General features: G+C 71.7%; 16 protein-coding genes. 10 read left to right on the plus strand and 6 right to left on the minus strand.

From position 1 onward, the window contains the following. The 3 genes from ACFY12_RS32410 (at nt 1) to ACFY12_RS32420 (ending at nt 1635) form a co-directional block, all read left to right on the plus strand. The gene (locus ACFY12_RS32410) at nt 1-384 is read left to right on the plus strand and encodes a helix-turn-helix domain-containing protein (RefSeq protein WP_390719536.1); all 384 of its coding nucleotides are present in this window, start codon (nt 1-3) and stop codon (nt 382-384) included. Between the two features lie 345 nt (nt 385-729). Beyond that, entirely contained in the window at nt 730-1203 is a 474-nt protein-coding gene (locus ACFY12_RS32415; protein ID WP_390719537.1) for a Dps family protein, read from the plus strand. Between the two features lie 96 nt (nt 1204-1299). Next, nucleotides 1300-1635: a hypothetical protein gene (locus ACFY12_RS32420; protein WP_390719538.1), complete on the plus strand. Its 336-nt coding sequence runs from the start codon at nt 1300-1302 to the stop codon at nt 1633-1635. A gap of 30 nt (nt 1636-1665) precedes the next feature. Here ACFY12_RS32420 and ACFY12_RS32425 read toward each other — a convergent pair whose 3' ends face one another. From ACFY12_RS32425 to ACFY12_RS32435, 3 genes are all read right to left on the minus strand, one after another. Then, complete coding sequence (locus tag ACFY12_RS32425) at nt 1666-2523, minus strand: Fpg/Nei family DNA glycosylase (RefSeq protein ID WP_390719539.1); 858 nt, start codon at nt 2521-2523, stop codon at nt 1666-1668. Between the two features lie 84 nt (nt 2524-2607). Next, nucleotides 2608-7416 (minus strand): DEAD/DEAH box helicase, encoded by a 4809-nt coding sequence (locus tag ACFY12_RS32430; RefSeq protein WP_390719540.1) that lies wholly within the window; start codon nt 7414-7416, stop codon nt 2608-2610. 406 nt (nt 7417-7822) lie between these two features. Continuing rightward, nucleotides 7823-8746: a hypothetical protein gene (locus tag ACFY12_RS32435; protein WP_390719541.1), complete on the minus strand. Its 924-nt coding sequence runs from the start codon at nt 8744-8746 to the stop codon at nt 7823-7825. A gap of 187 nt (nt 8747-8933) precedes the next feature. Here ACFY12_RS32435 and ACFY12_RS32440 point away from each other — a divergent pair, with 187 nt between their 5' ends. From ACFY12_RS32440 to ACFY12_RS32450, 3 genes are all read left to right on the plus strand, one after another. Continuing rightward, the gene (locus ACFY12_RS32440; protein ID WP_390719542.1) at nt 8934-10097 is read left to right on the plus strand and encodes an MAB_1171c family putative transporter; all 1164 of its coding nucleotides are present in this window, start codon (nt 8934-8936) and stop codon (nt 10095-10097) included. 314 nt (nt 10098-10411) lie between these two features. Continuing rightward, nucleotides 10412-10852 (plus strand): helix-turn-helix domain-containing protein, encoded by a 441-nt coding sequence (locus tag ACFY12_RS32445; RefSeq protein WP_390719543.1) that lies wholly within the window; start codon nt 10412-10414, stop codon nt 10850-10852. 13 nt (nt 10853-10865) lie between these two features. Beyond that, a complete protein-coding gene (locus tag ACFY12_RS32450) occupies nt 10866-11426 on the plus strand; it encodes a toxin (protein WP_390719544.1) in 561 nt (186 codons plus the stop codon). Between the two features lie 122 nt (nt 11427-11548). Here the strand turns inward: ACFY12_RS32450 and ACFY12_RS32455 are convergent, their stop codons facing one another. Beyond that, a complete protein-coding gene (locus tag ACFY12_RS32455) occupies nt 11549-12490 on the minus strand; it encodes an NAD-dependent epimerase/dehydratase family protein (protein WP_390719545.1) in 942 nt (313 codons plus the stop codon). A gap of 186 nt (nt 12491-12676) precedes the next feature. Between ACFY12_RS32455 and ACFY12_RS32460 the strand changes: the two genes are divergently transcribed. Next, nucleotides 12677-12871, plus strand: coding sequence for a DUF3046 domain-containing protein (locus tag ACFY12_RS32460; protein WP_390719546.1), 195 nt, complete (start codon nt 12677-12679; stop codon nt 12869-12871). 72 nt (nt 12872-12943) lie between these two features. Beyond that, nucleotides 12944-14284, plus strand: a complete 1341-nt coding sequence (locus ACFY12_RS32465) for an AI-2E family transporter (protein ID WP_390719547.1) — start codon at nt 12944-12946, stop codon at nt 14282-14284. A gap of 22 nt (nt 14285-14306) precedes the next feature. Here ACFY12_RS32465 and ACFY12_RS32470 read toward each other — a convergent pair whose 3' ends face one another. Next, on the minus strand, nt 14307-15416 hold the full coding sequence (locus ACFY12_RS32470; protein WP_390719548.1) for an NAD-dependent epimerase/dehydratase family protein: 1110 nt from the start codon (nt 15414-15416) through the stop codon (nt 14307-14309). Between the two features lie 311 nt (nt 15417-15727). Here ACFY12_RS32470 and recA point away from each other — a divergent pair, with 311 nt between their 5' ends. Then, entirely contained in the window at nt 15728-16837 is a 1110-nt protein-coding gene (gene recA, locus ACFY12_RS32475) for a recombinase RecA (protein ID WP_390719549.1), read from the plus strand. A 6-nt stretch (nt 16838-16843) separates the two neighbouring features. Further along, nucleotides 16844-17497 (plus strand): recombination regulator RecX, encoded by a 654-nt coding sequence (recX, locus tag ACFY12_RS32480; RefSeq protein WP_390719550.1) that lies wholly within the window; start codon nt 16844-16846, stop codon nt 17495-17497. Here the strand turns inward: recX and ACFY12_RS32485 are convergent. Continuing rightward, the gene (locus tag ACFY12_RS32485; protein WP_390719551.1) at nt 17430-17870 is read right to left on the minus strand and encodes a rhodanese-like domain-containing protein; all 441 of its coding nucleotides are present in this window, start codon (nt 17868-17870) and stop codon (nt 17430-17432) included. The two genes, recX and ACFY12_RS32485, sit on opposite strands and share 68 nt — an antisense overlap. Nucleotides 17871-17920: the final 50 nt, after the last annotated feature.

A 17920-nucleotide genomic window follows, 5' to 3' on the forward strand; every position in this document is an offset into this window, starting at 1 on the left:
ATGATTCTGCTTCGTCGCCTGCTGGGTGACGTGCTGCGCCGACAGCGTCAGCGCCAAGGCCGAACCCTGCGCGAGGTCTCTTCCTCCGCCCGGGTATCGCTCGGCTATTTGTCCGAGGTCGAGAGGGGCCAGAAGGAGGCGTCCTCCGAGCTTCTCTCGGCGATCTGTGACGCGCTGGATGTGCGCATGTCCGAGCTGATGCGCGAGGTCAGCGACGAGCTGGCGCTCGCCGAGCTGGCCGCGTCCGCGGCCGCGAGCGACACGGTGCCCGCACCGGTGCGGCCCAAGTTCAACGCGGTGTCCGTCACGTCCCTGGCCGGTGTGCCCGAGGAGCGTGTGACGATCAAGCCGCCGGCCGACGTCGTGGATGTCGTCGCGGCCTGACACCCCCTGTCCGTAGCCCTGGAGCCTGTGCCCGGAGCTTCCCGGCGAGGTGAGACTTCCGGGCGGAGAGAACCCCGGTGGGCAGCAGCCCGCCGGGGTTCCGTGCTGTCCGGGAGTGCGCCGCTGCCCCGGGAGGGCCGGGGTGGCCAGGCCTCCCCGGGTGGCCCGTCCGAGCCGCCCGGTCCGGGAATTCATTTATACGATGGCGAATGCGGATAAATGCGGGCATGGCGCGTAGATGATCCCGGCCCCTCACCTGGTCGCATGCCCGGTCGAACCGCTGCCGCTGCCGCTGCCGCTACCGCTGCCGCGGAACAACCGAATCGCCCGAACAGGAGTATCTGGATGTCTGTCGTCAAGAGCACGCTGTCCGACGAAGACCGCCGTGCCGTCGGGTACGCCCTGCAAGGAGCCCTGGTCGACCTCGTCGACCTGTCGCTCGTCGCGAAGCAGGTGCACTGGAACGTCGTCGGCCCGCGCTTCCGCTCCGTCCACCTCCAGCTCGACGACGTGGTGGCCACCGCGCGCCAGCACGCCGACACGGTGGCCGAGCGGGCGTCCGCGATCGGGGTGACGCCCGACGGGCGGGCCTCCACGGTCGCCGAGACCAGCGGTATCAGCGAGGTGCAGGACGGCTGGATCAAGGACGGTGAGGTGGTCCGGGCCATGGTGAGTGCGCTGGGCGCGATCATCGCCCGGATGCGCGAGCGGATCATCGCCACCGCGGAGCCGGACCCGGTCAGCCAGGACATCCTCATCGGACTCACCGCCGACCTGGAGAAGCACCACTGGATGTTCCAGGCCGAGGCGCACCACTGAGTGGGGCTCACGATGCCGCTTGCGCGCCTGGGGTACGCCGGTGCGCCCTCCCTGCCGGCCGCGGGTTCCGCTTAGCGTCGGCCGGAGGAGGCAATCATGGCGTGGTGCGGACCCGCGGCCCGCGGTCGGAGCGGCCGGCTCCCGGAGCGTGAGCAGGCCGGGCCGCGCCCGCGTATCGCGCCGGGGCGCCGGATATCCGCGGCCGTCATCGGGGGGCTGTGGTGGTGGGCCGCGCTCCGGCTGGCGGTGTGGCCGCAGTCGGCGGGGGTGATCGAGGGGACCGTGGTGCTGGGCGGCTGGGGGCTGAGCCTGCTGCCGGTGCACTGCGTGCCGTGGACGGGCAGCGGCGAGGGCACCTGGCGGCGCGCGGCGGCCCGGGAGGTACGGGCGGTGCTGACCAGGGCGCGGCGACGCCGTACGGGAGGGGAGTGACCCGAGGCCGACGAGGGGCGCGGCGAGGCGTCAGCGGGCGGGTGGCGGGGTGTCGCGGCGGTCGGGTCCGTCGGGCTGGCAGGCTGGGCACCAGTAGGTGACGCGTTCGTCCGCGGTGGACTCCTGGCCGGTGGTACGGACCGTCGTCCCGCAGCGCAGACAGGGCAGGCCGGCCCGACCGTAGACCCAGAGCCGCCGGTCGGAGCGGGCTCCCGCACGGCCGTCGAACGGGGGTGATCGGTGCCCCCAGAGCGTGGTCGTACGGGCCGTGCGCTGCTTGTTGGCCTCCAGGAGCTTCTTCGCCAGAGCGGGTACCCGTTCCGGGCCGGGGAGCTCTCCGATGGGGAGCCAGGGTGAGGTGCGCAGCAGGAAGCACAGTTCGGACTTGTAGACATTGCCGATACCGGCGAGATTGCGCTGGTCGAGGAGGGCCTCACCCAATGGTCGCTCCGGAGCGGCCAGCAGCCGTCGCAGAGCCTCCCCCGGATCCCAGTCGGGGCCGAGCAGGTCGGGACCGAGGTGGCCGGTGACCTGCGATTCGTCGGCGGTGCGCAGTAGGTCGAGAACGGGGAGGCGGTAGCCGACGGCGGTCCGCTCGACGGTGCCGAGGACCGCCCTGATCTGGTGGGCGGGACCGCCGCGCCAGCGCTCCCCGGCAGCGTAGACCCGCCAGGTGCCGTCCATCCGCAGATGGGAGTGGAGGGTGAGCCCGCCCTCGAAACGGGTGAGCAGATGCTTGCCGCGGGGGACCACCTCGGATACCTCCCGGCCGGTGAGATCCACTGTCGCCAGCCGGGGAACGCGCAGGTCACAGCGGGTCAGCGGACGACCGGCCAGCGCATCGTGGAGCCGCTGTGCCAGGCGCCAGACGGTGTCACCTTCGGGCATGGCTCCATCATGCCGGGCGGGAACGCGGAGACAACGGGGGAGGGAGGCGGGGAGCGGGACATCCGGGGCCACGGGTCCGGGGCCTCATCCTCGGAGTCGCAGACCCCGCGGGGTCGGGTGGAAGCCCGCGGACTCCAGCATGGCCGCGAACGGGGAGGTCAGGGCCGCGGCACCGTTGATGCGCTCGGTGGTGAGGGTGCCCAGCGCGCCGGCGCGGGCGGCGTCGGTGAGCGCCTCGACCGCGAGCCGGAGGCGCGGGTCGGCCGCAGCCCGGGCCGGATCCTGGCCGAGCGGCCATATGAGCAGCGTCTTGCCGCCGCGCTCCACATAGACCGTCAGCTCGCCGTCGACCAGGACGACCAGCGCACCCGCCTTGCGGCCGGGCTTGTGGGTGGCGTTCCCGGGGGGATCGGGCCAGGGCAGGGCGGCGCCGTAGGCGTTGGCCGGGTCGGCGGCGGCCAGGACGACGGCGCGCTCCGGACCGCCGCGCCGGGACGGCGCCGCACCGGCCTCCGGCAGGTCGCCTTCGGCGGCACGCTCCCGCTCGGCGCTGACCGCGCGCAGCCGGTCCACCGCACTGTCCATGGCGAACTGGGCGGCGCCCAGCCCTTCGACGACATAGCCCCGGCGGGCCTGACCGGAGTCCTCGAACGCGGACAGCACCCGGTACGCGGCGGAGAATCCGCCGTGGACCCCCTCGGCGGCGACCGCACCGCGGGTGACGACCCCGTGCCGGTCCAGGAGCGTACGGGCCAGCGCATGGGCGCGGTGGGTGGCGTCCGGCTCGGGGGTGGGCAGCAGCGACCAGCGGCCGCCCACGGTCGGCGGGCCCGAGCGGGAGGCGGTGGGACGGCCGCCGCGCCCCGCGGCCACCGCCGGTGAGCCATATCGGCCGCGGGGCACCGCACGCCGGGCGCGGTGGGCGGTCGAGCCTGCCGTGCGGCCCGAGCCGAGGAGGGCGCGCAGCGGGGCGAGGGTGTCGTTGGTCAGCCGGCCCGACCAGGCCAGATCCCACAGGGCGTCGGCAAGCTGCGGATCGGTGACGTCCGGGTGGGTGGTGGCACGGACCTGGTCGGCGAGCTGACGGAAGAACAGGCCGTATCCGGGCGCCAGGGCGGCCAGCAGCGACTCGTGCAGGGCGGTCAGTTCGAGCGGCAGCGGTGGCGGGAGCAGCAGCGGGGCGGAGTCGGCGAGATGGAGCGAAAGCCAGCCGTCCTTGCCGGGGAGCGCGCCGGCACCGGCCCACACCACCTCACCGGTGGCGGTCAGCTCGTCCAGCAGGGCGGGGGTGTAGCCGCCGACGCGGGAGGGCAGCACCAGCTTCTCCAGCGCGGACGCCGGCACCGGTGCGCCCTGCAGCTGCTCGATCGCCCGGACCAGGCCGTCGATACCGTGCAGGCTGTACGCGGCACCGCCGGACGGTGCCGGCATACCGTTCATCGCCGCCGGGCGCGGGACGGCGACATGCTGCCACCGGGGGAGGAACGCGGCGAGCGCGGCGGGCGGCACCGGCTCCAGCTCCTCGCGCAGCGCGGCCAGCGACCGCCGCCGCAGCCTGCGCAGCACCTGGGCGTCGCACCACTCCTGGCCGATGCCCGCCGGATGGAACTCGCCCTCGACGACCCGGCCGGCGGCGGCGAGGCGGTGCAGCGCGCCGTCGGTGACGGCCCTACCGAGGCCGAAGCGGGCGGCGGCCTGCTCGGAGGTGAACGGGCCGTGCGTACGGGCATACCGGGACAACAGATCACCGAGCGGGTCCTTGACCGGTTCGGTGAACGACTCCGGGACGCCGACCGGCAGCGCCGTACCCAGCGCGTCACGGAGCCGGCCGGCGTCCTCGATCGCGGCCCAGTGGTCGGCCCCGGCGATCCGCACCGGGATGGCGCGCCGGGCGGCGGCCAGCTCCCTGACCCAGGCCGGATCCGCTCCGCGCTCGGCCAGCTCGGCGTCGGTCAGCGGGCCCAGCAGCCGCAGGACGTCGGCGACGGCCTCGGCGTCCTTGACCCGCCTGTCCTCCGTACGCCACTGGAGCTCACGTTCCAGCTCGGCGAGCACCTCGACGTCCAGCAGCTCGCGCAACTCGGCCTGGCCCAGCAGCTCGGCGAGCAGCCGGGAGTCCAGGGACAGCGCGGCGGCACGGCGCTCGGCGAGCGGGGAGTCCCCCTCGTACAGGAACTGCGCGACATAGCCGAAGAGGAGGGAGCGGGCGAAGGGGGACGGCTCCGGAGTGGTGACCTCCACCAGCCGCACCCGGCGCGCCTCGATGTCGCCCATCAGCTCCGCCAGTCCCGGAACGTCGAAGACGTCCTGCAGGCACTCTCGGACGGCCTCCAGCACAATGGGGAAGGACCCGAACTCACTGGCCACCTGGAGGAGTTGGGCGGCGCGCTGGCGCTGCTGCCACAGCGGTGTGCGTTTGCCGGGGCTGCGCCGCGGCAGCAGCAGGGCGCGGGCGGCGCACTCGCGGAACCGGGAGGCGAACAGCGCGGACCCGCCCACCTGGTCCGTGACGAGCTGGTCGATCTCGCCGTGGTCGAAGGCGACATCGGCGGCCCCCACCGGGGACTGCTCCGGGTCGTACTCGGCGCCGCGGGCGGCCGGGTCAGGGCCGGCGGAGGAGCCCGCGGACGAAGCGGATGGAGCGGAGCCGATGTCTCCGTCGAGGAAGTCGAGGCCCAGCAAGTCGGCGTCGGGCAGCCGCAGCACGATGCCGTCGTCGGCGTGCATCACCTGGGCGTCCATGCCATGGCGCTCGGTGAGACGGGCGCCGAGCGCCAGCGCCCACGGGGCGTGGACCTGCGCGCCGAAGGGGGAGTGGATGACCACCCGCCAGTCGCCGAGCTCGTCGCGGAACCGCTCGACGACGATCGTGCGGTCGTCGGGGACATGCCCGCAGGCCTGCTTCTGCTCGGCGAGATAGCCGAGCACATTGGCGGCAGCCCAGTCGTCCAGCCCCGCGGCGGACAGCCGGGCCCGGGCCTCCTCCGGGGCCATCGAGCCGATCTCCCGGAGGAACGCGCCCAGCGCACGCCCCAGTTCGAGCGGACGGCCGAGCTGGTCACCCTTCCAGAAGGGCAGGCGCCCGGGGACCCCGGGCGCCGGGGTGACCAGCACCCTGTCCCGGGTGATGTCCTCGATGCGCCAGGACGTCGTGCCGAGCGTGAAGACATCACCGACGCGGGACTCGTAGACCATCTCCTCGTCGAGCTCTCCCACCCGCCGCCCGCCACCCCGGGAGCCTCCTGTGCCGGATTCGCCGCCCGCCAGGAACACGCCGAACAGGCCGCGGTCGGGGATCGTCCCACCGGACGTCACGGCCAGCCGCTGCGCACCGGGACGGCCCGTCACGGTCTGCGCGACGCGGTCCCACACCAGGCGAGGCCGCAGCTCGGCGAAGGCGTCCGACGGATAGCGCCCCGCGAGCATGTCCAGTACGGCCGTGAACGCCGACTCCGGCAGCGCGGCGAATGGCGCGGCCCGCCGGACGACGGCCAGCAGCTCCTCGACGTCCCAGGTGTCCATCGCGGACATGGCGACCAGCTGCTGGGCGAGCACGTCCAGCGGATTGGCGGGCACCCGCAACGCCTCGATGGCGCCCGCGCGCATCCGCTCCGTGACCACTGCGGCCTGCACCAGATCGCCGCGGTACTTGGGGAAGACGATGCCCTTGGAGACCGCGCCGACCTGATGCCCGGCCCGGCCGACCCGCTGCAGCCCGGACGCGACCGACGGCGGCGACTCCACCTGGACGACCAGATCGACCGCGCCCATGTCGATACCCAGCTCCAGACTGGACGTGGCGACCACGGCCGGCAGTCGGCCCGCCTTCAAATCCTCCTCCACCTGGGCGCGTTGCTCCTTGGACACCGAACCGTGATGCGCCCGGGCCAGCAGCGGCGGCGCGCCCCTGGCGGCCCCCGCCTCGGCCATCAGCTCCGCGGGGGAGTGATCCTCGGGCAGGGCCGTCCCCGTCGTCCGTTCATAGGCGATCTCGTTGAGACGGTTGCACAGCCGCTCCGCCAGGCGACGGGAGTTGGCGAAGACGATCGTGGAGCGATGGGCCTGGACGAGATCCGCGATCCGCTCCTCCACCTGCGGCCAGATGGACGGCTTGTCGCCGGTCTCCCCCTCCTGGACCGGAGCACCGCCCAGCTCTCCCATGTCCTCCACCGGGACGACCACCGAGAGGTCGAAGCGCTTACCGGACGGTGGCTGGACGATCTCCACCCGCCGCCCCGGCGACAGATAGCGGGCCACCTCCTCCACCGGGCGCACCGTCGCCGACAGCCCGATCCGGCGGGCCGGCCGGGCGAGCAGCTCGTCCAGCCGCTCCAGGGAGAGCGCCAGATGCGCGCCGCGCTTCGTGCCGGCGACCGCGTGGACCTCGTCCAGGATCACCGTCTCGACGCCGGCCAGCGCCTCCCGGGCCGAGGACGTCAGCATCAGGAACAGCGACTCGGGGGTCGTGATGAGGATGTCCGGCGGACGGCCGGCGATCGACCGGCGCTCAGCCGGCGAGGTGTCCCCGGACCGGATGCCGACCCTGATGTCGGGCTCCGGCAGCCCCAGACGGACCGACTCCTGCCGGATGCCCGTCAGCGGACTGCGCAGATTCCGTTCCACATCAACAGCCAGAGCCTTCAGCGGCGACACATACAGCACCCGGCAGCGCTTCTTCGGCTCGGCGGGCGGCGGAGCGCTCGCCAGCGCGTCCAGCGACGCGAGGAATGCCGCGAGGGTCTTGCCCGATCCCGTCGGCGCGACCACCAGGACGTCCGAACCTGCACCGATCGCCTGCCAGGCGCCCTCCTGCGCGGCGGTGGGCGCGCTGAACGCCCCGGCGAACCATCCCCGGGTCGCGGGCGAGAACGATGCGAGCGCTGACTTGGCCATGTCCCCCATCGTGCACCCGACCACTGACAACGCGGCCCTCACACCGGCAACCACGCGGCTCCCGCGTCGCCCGCCGCCCGCCGCGACCCGGCGCCCCCCGACCCGTCCACGCCTCGGACACGCAGGTCACAGCCCACATGGCGGACGCGGAACGAACGCATGGGCACGCTCGTGGGGAGGGCCGTGGACGGGGCGGACGGAGCCGGGGCCGGTGCCGGGGACGGCGGCAGGGCCGGCGAGGGCACCGTGTCCGCGGCCGGAGCACCGGACCGGGACGCCGCGCCGCAGGCGCGCGGGGAGTGGGCCCGCCACCGGCGCAGCACCGTCGTCGCCCGGCTGCTGAGCCGCTACGGCGGCCCGCTCCCGGCCCGCGCGCCCGGCGCATGGGCAGGCCCGCGCCCGGCGCTCAGCGGAGCGGCCGCCCGTACGCCCTCAGGGTCAGCAGGGCCCGCAGGGTCACCATCGGGCGGCCTTCCAGCGCGGTGCCCGGTGCCCACTCCCGCCAGGTGAGTGGCCAGCCGCCGTCCTCTCCCTGGAGCCCGGCGAGGTGGTCCAGGGCCCGTCCCATCTCCTCGTCGGTGAACCAACTCCTGGCGAGGGAACCGGGTGTGGGCGCGAAGTCGTACGCCAGGTGATGCTCCCCGGGGGCATAGCCCTCCGCCACCGGGACGTCCGCGGACCGCCCGGGGTCGAGCAGCACCAGGCCCTGCTCCCGTACGAGCCGGCCCAGCCGCTCGGCCGCCGCGGCGGCCCGGGGCCGGTCCGGAACCCCTTCCAGAAAGGCCACCGCCGCCTCGACCTCGTACGGATGGGTCCTCGTCAGGGACTCCACGGCCGACCAGCAGTAGTCCGTGGCCCGGAACAGCCACGCGTGCCACACCTCGTTGCGGTGCAGCAGCCCCACCACGGGGCCGGTGGCCAGCAGGGAGCTCGGCGGATCGTCGGACACCGGGATCCACGGTGCGACCGGACAGCCGCGTGACGAGGGGTGCAGCGCCGGCAGCGCCCCCTCCGGGGTCGAGACCTTCGTCAGATAGCGGCAGATCCGCTCCGCCCGGCAGCCGCCGCAGCGTCCGATCGCATCGAGCACCCTCAGGGCGTGCGCGGTGTGCAGCGGCTGACTGACGGGGCCGCGCAGATCGGGCTCCAGGGCGTGGCCGTAGCCGCCGTCGTCATTGCGGTACGCGGCGAGCGCGGTCTCGACCGCGTCCGTGTCCTTGCCGAAGAAGTAGTACGCGAAGAGCCGCTGTTCCAGTACCCGTGCGGTCAGCCAGATGAAGCGTTCGGCACGCGCCAGAGGGGACGCGGAAGGGCTTGCATTTTCGGCCATGGCCTGACCGTAGGGCTGAAATCCCCCGGTGGCACCGCCTCGCGCACCCTGCCCACCCAGGGCGGGACACCGAGGGCATGCGGTTGACGACAGGCCGGCCGGGCCGACGGAGCGGCCTCGTGATTCCCTTGCGCGAGAACATCCACCAGACCCCTGCCGCATGCGCGGCACCGGCGGGAATGAGGCCGTGAACACCACCAAAACCCTCTGCTTCGTCATCGCGGCGCTCTCGTCCTACGCCGCGCTCGCCTACCGGCTGTGCCAAGTAAGGCGCAGCTGGCGGGAGAACGCCTACCGCACGCTGGTGATCACTCTGCTGCTCCAGTGCCTCACCTTCACGATGGGCGCCGTCGCCATGGGAAACGCGAGCTTCCTCGGCGTCGGCAACCTCGCCATCCTGGTGATGCACATATCGGCGGTCGCCTTCTGCGTCAGCGCGCAGATCATCCTGCTGCGCTGGGCGACCGCCGCCGAGGAGGCGGTACGGAAGACCCGCTACTGGCTGATGACCGGCATCGCCCTCAACGCGCTTCTGACAGCGCTCTTCTTCATCGCCGACGGCCCCGGACGGCCGGCTTCGGACTTCAACACCGGCAGTGGCCGGCCGCTGGTCCTCACCTACCTCCTGGTCTTCATCGTCTCCCAGGCGCTTCCGTGCGTCACCATCTTCCGGCAGTGCGGCCCCTACGCCCGTATGGCGAGCAAGGCCTCGTTGCGACAGGCCCTGCGGATGCTCTCCGTCGCCGCGGTGGTCCTGTTCCTCTACTGCCTGGCCAGGACGGTCAACATCCTCACCGCCGCGTGCGGGATCGACATCGGCGTCTGGCAGGTCGCCGCCTCCGTCTTCAGCGCGGTGGGCATCGTCATCCTCTCGCTCAGCCTGACCATCTCCTCCTGGGGATCCTCAGCCGCCAAACTGCTGGAGTGGGCGCGCAGTTACCGTGCGTACCGGACCCTCTACCCGCTCTGGCGGGACCTGTACGAGTCGTCCCCGGACATCGTCCTGGAGCCGCCCGGGGCTTCGGTCTCCGACCTCGACTACCGCCTCCACCGGCGGGTCATCGAAATACGGGACGGATGGCGGGGCCTGCGCCCCTACATCGACCGCTCCGCCCATGGCGTCGGCGGCGAGGATCCCGGGGCGAGCGACGAGTCCCGGCAGGCGTTCGCCGAAGCGGCGCAGATCGAACAGGCCCTGCGGGCCAAGCGCGCCGGCACCATCCCGGATGACAACAAGGACGCCGGCGACTTCGAAGACCATGACACCGACAACTTCACCGCGGAGGTCGCCTGGCTCACCAAGGTGGCGTCCGCCTACCGCAGACTCGAGAGGATCGAGAACGTGGGTTGAGTGCGGTGGACGAAGAAGCGGACGTGGTGAGAGAACGCCCGTCCGGTCTGTCCCCCCCCCGTCAGACCGGACGGGTGCGTCCCGTCGGGCCGGGCGGATGAGTCCCGCCCGGCCCGGCCCGTCATCCCCCGAGGGCGGGCCGGGCCGATATGGCCAGCAGTCAACTCGGCTACCCCCGTGAGCGGAGTTAGCTGACAGCTATCGGCGGGGACCACGTTGGCGGACTGTCGGCCGATTGTCAACTGTCAGCTAATCTGTGAAACTGACGGTTAGCCAAGGGCAATGCCGGGGAGGTGACGGAAGGGAGATTCACGATGTCCGGGACTGGCGACAGGCCTGTGCTGGCAGTGCGTCTGGACAACCTGTTCAAGACGGTCCGTCCCAAGGGCAGGCACTGGACCAATGCCGAGGTGGCGGAGGAGCTGAAGCAGACCAACCCTGAACTCAGGGTCGGGGGCGTGTACTTGTCGCAGTTGCGGACGGGTAAGCGCGCCAATCCCTCACCGGATCTTCTGGCCGCCCTGGCTCGCTTCTTCGGAGTGTCCGTCGCCTACTTCTTCGACGACGAGATCGCCGAGTCGGTGCTGGGCGAGGTCGCCGCCATCGAGGCGCTGCGGCAGGCCGGGGTCCGGGCCGTGGCGATGCGGGCGGCCGGGATGAAGACGGAGAACCTCCAGGCCATCACGGCCATCATGGACCAGTACCGGCAGATGCAGGGTCTTCCGCCCGTCACCGACCCCTTGGCCCCCGAGTGAGAGGCGCGGCGGAGTGAGGGGTGAGAGAAGGAGGCGGTCCGCCGATCAGGACCGCCGCAGTCAACTCAAGAGGCTCCGGAAGGCCGGCGCGCGGCGGATCGCGGAACTCGATCTGCCCAAGGTGGCCGATGTGGCCGAACTCTGCCGCCACCTCGGTGAGATCCGCGATCGTCCGATCACGCTGGTCCCGATGCAGATGCCCGCTTCGCACCCGTGCGGCATGTGGGTCGCCGCACGCGACGAGGACCTCATCTTCTACGACGCCAACACGACCAGCGCGCATCAGGAGCACATCATCTTGCACGAGCTGGGCCACATCATCTGCTGCCATCGCGGAGCGGGCTGGCTGGACGAGGCGAGCGCCCGCCTCCTCTTCCCGAACCTCGATCCCGGCCTCGTGCGCGACATGCTCCTGCGCGCTGCCTATGACGACGTCCAGGAGCAGGAAGCCGAGGTCATCGCCTATCTGCTCGCCCAGCGGATGGGCGGCACCGGGGGGCGGCCCTGTGCGTCCCCGGCCGGAGAATCCGGGAAGGGCGCCGTGCTCAGCCGGATCGAACGCACCCTGATCTGACGCACCCCTGACCTGACGCACCCCTGACCTGACGCACCCTGATGTGACGCGTGCCGACCTGACGCCTCCGGTCCGGCGCTCCGCTGTCACGGCTGTCCCCGTTGTCCCCGTTGTCCCCGCTGTTATCCAGTGGCGGCCGATCGATCACGCCACCAGTCCACCGTCGCCTTGATCTGCTCATCGACGGGGGTGGCTCGTACCGCGAATGAGGCCTCGTAGGCGCTCGCATCCACGACAAACGGACGGTCGAACTGGTAGCGGATCTCCTTGAGTTCGCGGATCAGCGGGGAGAACAGCGAAGTGATGCCCAGCACGGCCGGCGACAGTCCGCGCACCGCGACCGGCCCCGTCCCCGCCTGAGCGGCAAGGCGGCCGACCATGTCCCGGGCGGACAGTGCCGGCTCGGTCGGGACGTGCCAGGCCCTTCCCCAGGCCCGTTCTTCACCCGCGACCTCGACCAGGGCCCTGGCCACATCGGGGAGGTAGCTCCAGCTGTGCGGGGCATCCGGGTCCCCGAGCGTGGCGACCGGCTTGCCGCGCAGCAGACGTGGCATGGCCCGTGCGGCCAGGTGCCCGCCGTCGGTCACGCCGGGGCCGAAGAAGTCCGAGGCCCGTACCTCGACCGCCTTGATACGCCCCTGCTCGTGCAGTCTCCGCGCCTGTTCCCAGACGGCGGCGCGCACCCGCCCCTTGGGGCCGCTCGCCGCGAGCGGCAGATCCGCGGTCATGGGGCCGTCCACCGGACCGTAGCCGTACAGGTTGCCCAGCATGACCAGGAGGGCTCCGGTCGCCTCGGTCGCCGCGCAGACCGACGAGGCCAGCGGTGGCCATGCGCTCGCCCAGCGAGGGTAGGGCGGCCCGGCACAGTTGAAGATCGCGGCCGCTCCCCGGGCGGCCGCGATCAGCCGCTCGCTGTCCGTCGCGTCCAACGTGAGGTGCTCGATGCCGGGTTCCGGGCCACGGCCCGTCCTGGTGACGACGCGGACCGTATGACCCTGTCCGGCCAGCAGTCGGGCAGTGGCCGCCCCGGCGGGCCCGAAACCTATGACGACGTAAAGACTCACGCTCGCACACTAGCGCGAGCAGGTATGTCTCCCTGGCCTTACCCTGCTCTTCTGCACACACGTCATGTCCGACACGCGCGCACGTCATGCCCGGTACGGGCCGTGAGGGCCATCAGGGGCCGAAAGGGTCGTGGACGTGCAGGTCAGAGTGGGTATGGAGCTCAGAGTGGTTATGGAGCGGGATTCATGCGGTTGACGATCTTCTGGGAGCGGATGGCGGACCACTTCGGCGCCGCGTACGCCGAATCCTTCGCACGCGATCATGTGATGTCCGATCTCGGCGGACGTACCGTCCACGGGGCGCTGGAAGCGGGCTGGAGCGCCAAAGAGGTGTGGCGGGTGGTCTGCAGGGTGATGGACGTGCCGCACGACAAGCGGTGAGCCCTGAGGCGGGCGGTGGCTCCCCGCGGCCGATGGGCGGGGTTGTCGGTGCCGTGCGGGACACTGGGCTGCGTGCCCGTGTCTGATGAGATCACCAATGAAGCCCCACGGCCGGAGGACCGGTCCGGCGGCCGGCGCGCGAACCTGCCCGGGGGCCGGCCCGAGAGCCGGTCCGAGGACCGGTCCGACGTGCGGATGCCGCGCTGGCTGCCGCGTGCCATGGTGCTCGCGCTCGCCCTCGTGGCGTGCTACCAGCTCGCCATCTGGGGCTTCCACCAGCTGATCACCCTGCTGCTGAATGTGCTGATCGCGTTCTTCCTCGCGCTCGCCATAGAGCCGGCCGTCGACTGGATGGCGGCCCGCGGCATGCGGCGCGGGCTCGCCACGGCGCTGGTGTTCCTGGGCATCTTCGTCGCCGCGGTCGGCTTCTTCACGCTGCTGGGATCGATGCTCGCCGGCCAGATAGCCACCATGGTCCAGGAGTTCCCCCAGTACCTGGACGACGTGATCAGCTGGATCAACAGCACCCTGCACACCCGCCTCTCGCGGGTGGAGGTGCAGAACAACCTGCTCAAGTCCGACTGGCTGCAGAACTACGTCCAGGACAGCGCCAACAACGTGCTGGCCGTCTCCGCGACGGTGCTGGGCAGCCTGTTCAACCTCCTGACAGTGGCCCTGTTCTCGTTCTACTTCGCCGCCGACGGCCCCCGGCTGCGCCGCGCCCTGTGCTCCGTCCTGCCGCCGCACCGCCAGGACGAGGTCCTGCGCGCCTGGGAGATCGCGGTGGCCAAGACCGGCGGCTACCTCTACTCCCGAGGGCTGATGGCTCTGATATCCGGGATCGCCCACTACGTCCTGCTGGAGCTGATGGGCGTCCCGTACGCCCCGGCCCTGGGCATGTGGGTCGGCCTGATCTCGCAGTTCATCCCCACCATCGGTACGTACTTGGCGGGTGCGCTGCCCATCCTGATCGCGTTCACCGTCAACCCCTGGCACGCCCTGTGGGTCTTCGCCTTCGTCGTGATCTACCAGCAGTTCGAGAACTACCTTCTGCAACCGCGGATCACCGCCAAAACGGTGGACATCCACCCCGCCGTCGCCTTCGGATCGGTCGTCGCCGGTACCGCCCTGATGGGCGCGGTCGGCGCGCTGATCGCGATCCCGGCGACGGCGACACTGCAGGCGTTCCTCGGCGCGTACGTGAAGCGCTACGAGGTCCCCGACGATCTCCGGGTCCGCGGCCGGACCCCGCGCCGCCGGGCCGCCGGGCTCGTCGGCCGGATCCGCGGCACCCTGCGCGCGGACGAGCCGTCGCCGCGGGCCTCTGCCGCCGCTGAGACCGCCGAGGGGAACGGCGCCGCCGGGGGGAAGCGCGAGAGCGGCGCGGCCGAAGGCAGCCCGGAGAACCGCTGAGCCGCCCCGGTGGGGACCCGGGTCACGGTTGTCGGCGCTCCGCGGCCTGGGCGCCACTGTCGGCCCGTGGATCGGTACGTCCGGTCCGTGGAGCGGTACGTCCGGCTCCGGCCGGCCGTGCGTCTGCCGCCCGTAGCAGGGCCTGCTCACGCTCGGGAGTGATGCCTGTGGCCTCCCGGCCTGTGCGAACCTCGCCGAACGCCTCGTCGAGACCGCCGGGGCCGAACAGCCAGGTGGCGGTGTCGTGGAGGGATTCCTCGACGGGGCGGCAGCGCAGGCCTGCGGCGATGGCCTTGGCCGAGCTGGGCTTCCAGATCGCGGCTGTCTCCCCTTCCAGCGGGGCCCACAGCGGGAGCTCGGTCCAGACACCGATCTCATGCTCGGTCAGGATCTCCTCGTCCACCCACTCCAGTTCCGCCTTGCCGCCGGTCTCGGCGACGCAGGCGCCCAGGAACCCGCCCCAGGTCGCGTTCGCGGGCGTGCCGCTGACCAGGTACATCCCGGCGTCCTCGGCTTCGATCCGGTCCAGGCCGAAGGTGGCGATGTCGCGGGCGTCGATCAGCTGCATCTCACGGTCGGGCGCGCCGGGAGCGAGCATCCGGCCGCCTTGAGCGGCGCGGCGCAACCACCAGGTGGCGCGGCGTGCGAGGTCGTGCGGTCCGATGACCAGGCCGGGTTCAAGGATCAGCGTGCGCCCCGGGAAGCCCTGCTCGACGGCCCTCTCGCAGCCGGCCTTCAGCGTGCCGTAGTCACCGTCCTCCGCGCCCGCGTCGATGCTGCTGTGGTGACGGGGCGAGCTTTCGTCGACGGGCTCGGCGGGCCAGCCGGGGCGGGCGTTGATCGAGGAGATGAACAGATACGTCGACGCGGACTGTGCCAGGGCTTCGACCGAGGCCCCGACCACACGGGGAACGTAGCCGCAGACATCCACGATCGCGTCCCAGGGCCCCGCCCCGGCGAGCCGCGCCAGGTCCTGGGGGCGCTCCCGGTCGCCGCGCACCACCTGAACGCCGTCCAGGTCGGCTTGGGTCCTGCCTCGGTTGAAGGTGGTCACCTCCCAGCCGCGCCGCAGGGCCTCCTGGGCGAACGCCCGCCCGAGGAACACTGATCCACCGATCACCAGAAGTCTCATGCCGCCGAGCCTGCGCCCAGAACCCGGCGAACAACAGGGGGTACGCCGGAAGCTTACGAGTTGTGCCCTCGGCGAACCGCTCTTGCCGCGGTCCTGGGCTCAGCGGAGCGGGGCGACGGCCCCGCGTCGGGAGAGGGGGCGGCCGCTTGACAGGGAAATCGAACATCCATTCTTATTGGGGTTCGGGCCTGAGATTCCGGGGTTTTCGCGGAGTTATCCACAGGCCGGAGGCGGGTCCGGGCGCGTTGTCAGTGGCAGGCGTTAGCGTCATGGACGTGAAGCGATCGACTCAAGCAAACCGGGTGGAACCCATGGCAGGCACTGACCGCGAGAAGGCGCTGGACGCCGCGCTCGCACAGATTGAACGGCAATTCGGCAAGGGCGCCGTGATGCGCATGGGGGAGCGCTCCAAGGAGCCCATCGAGGTCATCCCCACCGGCTCCACCGCGCTGGACGTCGCGCTCGGCGTCGGCGGCCTCCCCCGCGGTCGCGTGATCGAGGTCTACGGCCCGGAATCCTCCGGTAAGACGACCCTGACCCTGCACGCCGTCGCGAACGCCCAGAGGGCCGGTGGCTCCGTCGCGTTCATCGACGCCGAGCACGCCCTCGACCCCGAGTACGCCAAGAAGCTCGGTGTGGACACCGACGCCCTGATCCTCTCCCAGCCGGACAACGGCGAGCAGGCCCTGGAGATCACGGACATGCTGGTCCGCTCCGGCGCACTCGACCTCATCGTGATCGACTCGGTGGCCGCCCTGGTGCCGCGGGCCGAGATCGAAGGCGAGATGGGCGACTCCCACGTCGGCCTCCAGGCACGGCTGATGAGCCAGGCCCTCCGAAAGATCACCAGCGCGCTCAACCAGTCCAAGACCACCGCGATCTTCATCAACCAGCTCCGCGAGAAGATCGGCGTGATGTTCGGCTCCCCGGAGACCACGACCGGTGGCCGCGCGCTGAAGTTCTACGCCTCGGTGCGCCTCGACATCCGCCGTATCGAAACCCTCAAGGACGGTACGGAGGCGGTCGGCAACCGCACCCGCGTCAAGGTCGTCAAGAACAAGGTCTCCCCGCCGTTCAAGCAGGCCGAGTTCGACATCCTCTACGGCCAGGGCATCAGCCGTGAGGGCGGTCTGATCGACATGGGTGTGGAGCACGGCTTCATCCGCAAGTCCGGCGCCTGGTACACGTACGAAGGCGACCAGCTGGGCCAGGGCAAGGAGAACGCCCGCAACTTCCTCAAGGACAACCCCGATCTCGCCAATGAGATCGAGAAGAAGATCAAGGAGAAGCTCGGTATCGGCGTCAAGCCGCAGGACACGGCGGAGCCCGGGGCGGACGCCGCCGGGGCGGCCGCCCCGGCCACCCCCGCACCGGCGGCCAAGGGTGCCAAGGGTTCCAAGGCCGCCGCGGCCAAGAGCTGATCCGTCATGACACGGCGAACGGAATGGCCGGACAGCGCGGGGGAGACCACCAGCGCTGCCGGTGACGCCGAGACCCGTCATGGCCGCAGGGGCCGTCGCGGCACTGAGGACAGCGGTGGTCGCTCCTCGTCGAGGGCCGAGGCGGGACCACCGCGTACACCCGAGGAGCAGGCGCGGGCGATCTGCCTGCGCCTGCTCACCGGGACACCGCGCACACGCAAGCAACTCGAGGACGCCCTGCGCCGGCGGGGCATCCCCGAGGAGGCCGCACAGGACGTGCTGTCCCGTTTCGAGGATGTCGGCCTGATCAATGACGCGGCCTTCGCCGATGCCTGGGTGGAGTCCCGCCACCACGGCCGCGGCCTGGCCCGGCGCGCGCTGGCCCGTGAACTGCGCACCAAGGGGGTGGACTCCACCCTGATCGATGTGGCCGTCGGCCGCCTCGACTCCGAGCAGGAGGAGTCCACCGCCCGGGAGCTGGTCGGCCGGAAACTGCGCGCGACGCGCGGCCTGGACCGTGAGAAGCGCCTCCGCCGGCTGGCCGGAATGCTGGCCCGCAAGGGCTACTCGGAAGGCGTCGCCCTCCGCGTCGTCAAACAGGCCCTGGAAGAGGAAGGAGAGGATCCGGAGCTGCTGGATCAGCATCTGCCGGACGATTGAGTACCGGGAATCCCGCGCGGCGCCAGGACTGGAAGCCGCCCGCGAGGTCGGTTGCGCGGTGCAGGCCCAGCCGGCGCAGGGAGAGGGCGGCGAGGGTGGAGGCATAGCCCTCGTTGCAGATGACGATGATGGGCAGATCGTGGTGGGTCGCTGCGGGGGCACGATGCGGGCTGGTGGGGTCGAGGCGCCATTCGAGTTCGTTGCGCTCGACGATCAGGGCGCCGGGGATGGCCCCGTCGCGTGCACGCAGCTGTGCGTACCGGATGTCCACCAGCAGACCGCCGGCCTTCTGGGCCGCGGCGGCCTCTTGGGGGTCCACCCGCCGGCCCAGTTCCCGCCGGGCCCGGGCCAGTAGTGCGTCAACGGCGCTCATGCGGAAACCTCAGCCTCGCTTCGCTCGGCCTCGTATGCGCGCGGCACGCA

This window comes from Streptomyces sp. NPDC001339 (assembly GCF_042895955.1).
Taxonomy (GTDB): Bacteria; Actinomycetota; Actinomycetes; order Streptomycetales; family Streptomycetaceae; genus Streptomyces.

Coding starts and splice junctions, on each gene's coding strand:
- ACFY12_RS32485 (WP_390719551.1), bottom strand. CDS start 17,870: ATGAGCGCCGTTGACGCACTACTGGCCCGGGCCCGGCGGGAACTGGGC.
- ACFY12_RS32415 (WP_390719537.1), top strand. CDS start 730: ATGTCTGTCGTCAAGAGCACGCTGTCCGACGAAGACCGCCGTGCCGTC.
- recX (WP_390719550.1), top strand. CDS start 16,844: ATGACACGGCGAACGGAATGGCCGGACAGCGCGGGGGAGACCACCAGC.
- ACFY12_RS32420 (WP_390719538.1), top strand. CDS start 1,300: ATGGCGTGGTGCGGACCCGCGGCCCGCGGTCGGAGCGGCCGGCTCCCG.
- recA (WP_390719549.1), top strand. CDS start 15,728: ATGGCAGGCACTGACCGCGAGAAGGCGCTGGACGCCGCGCTCGCACAG.
- ACFY12_RS32460 (WP_390719546.1), top strand. CDS start 12,677: ATGCGGTTGACGATCTTCTGGGAGCGGATGGCGGACCACTTCGGCGCC.
- ACFY12_RS32410 (WP_390719536.1), top strand. CDS start 1: ATGATTCTGCTTCGTCGCCTGCTGGGTGACGTGCTGCGCCGACAGCGT.
- ACFY12_RS32445 (WP_390719543.1), top strand. CDS start 10,412: ATGTCCGGGACTGGCGACAGGCCTGTGCTGGCAGTGCGTCTGGACAAC.
- ACFY12_RS32430 (WP_390719540.1), bottom strand. CDS start 7,416: ATGGCCAAGTCAGCGCTCGCATCGTTCTCGCCCGCGACCCGGGGATGG.
- ACFY12_RS32435 (WP_390719541.1), bottom strand. CDS start 8,746: ATGGCCGAAAATGCAAGCCCTTCCGCGTCCCCTCTGGCGCGTGCCGAA.
- ACFY12_RS32470 (WP_390719548.1), bottom strand. CDS start 15,416: ATGAGACTTCTGGTGATCGGTGGATCAGTGTTCCTCGGGCGGGCGTTC.
- ACFY12_RS32425 (WP_390719539.1), bottom strand. CDS start 2,523: ATGCCCGAAGGTGACACCGTCTGGCGCCTGGCACAGCGGCTCCACGAT.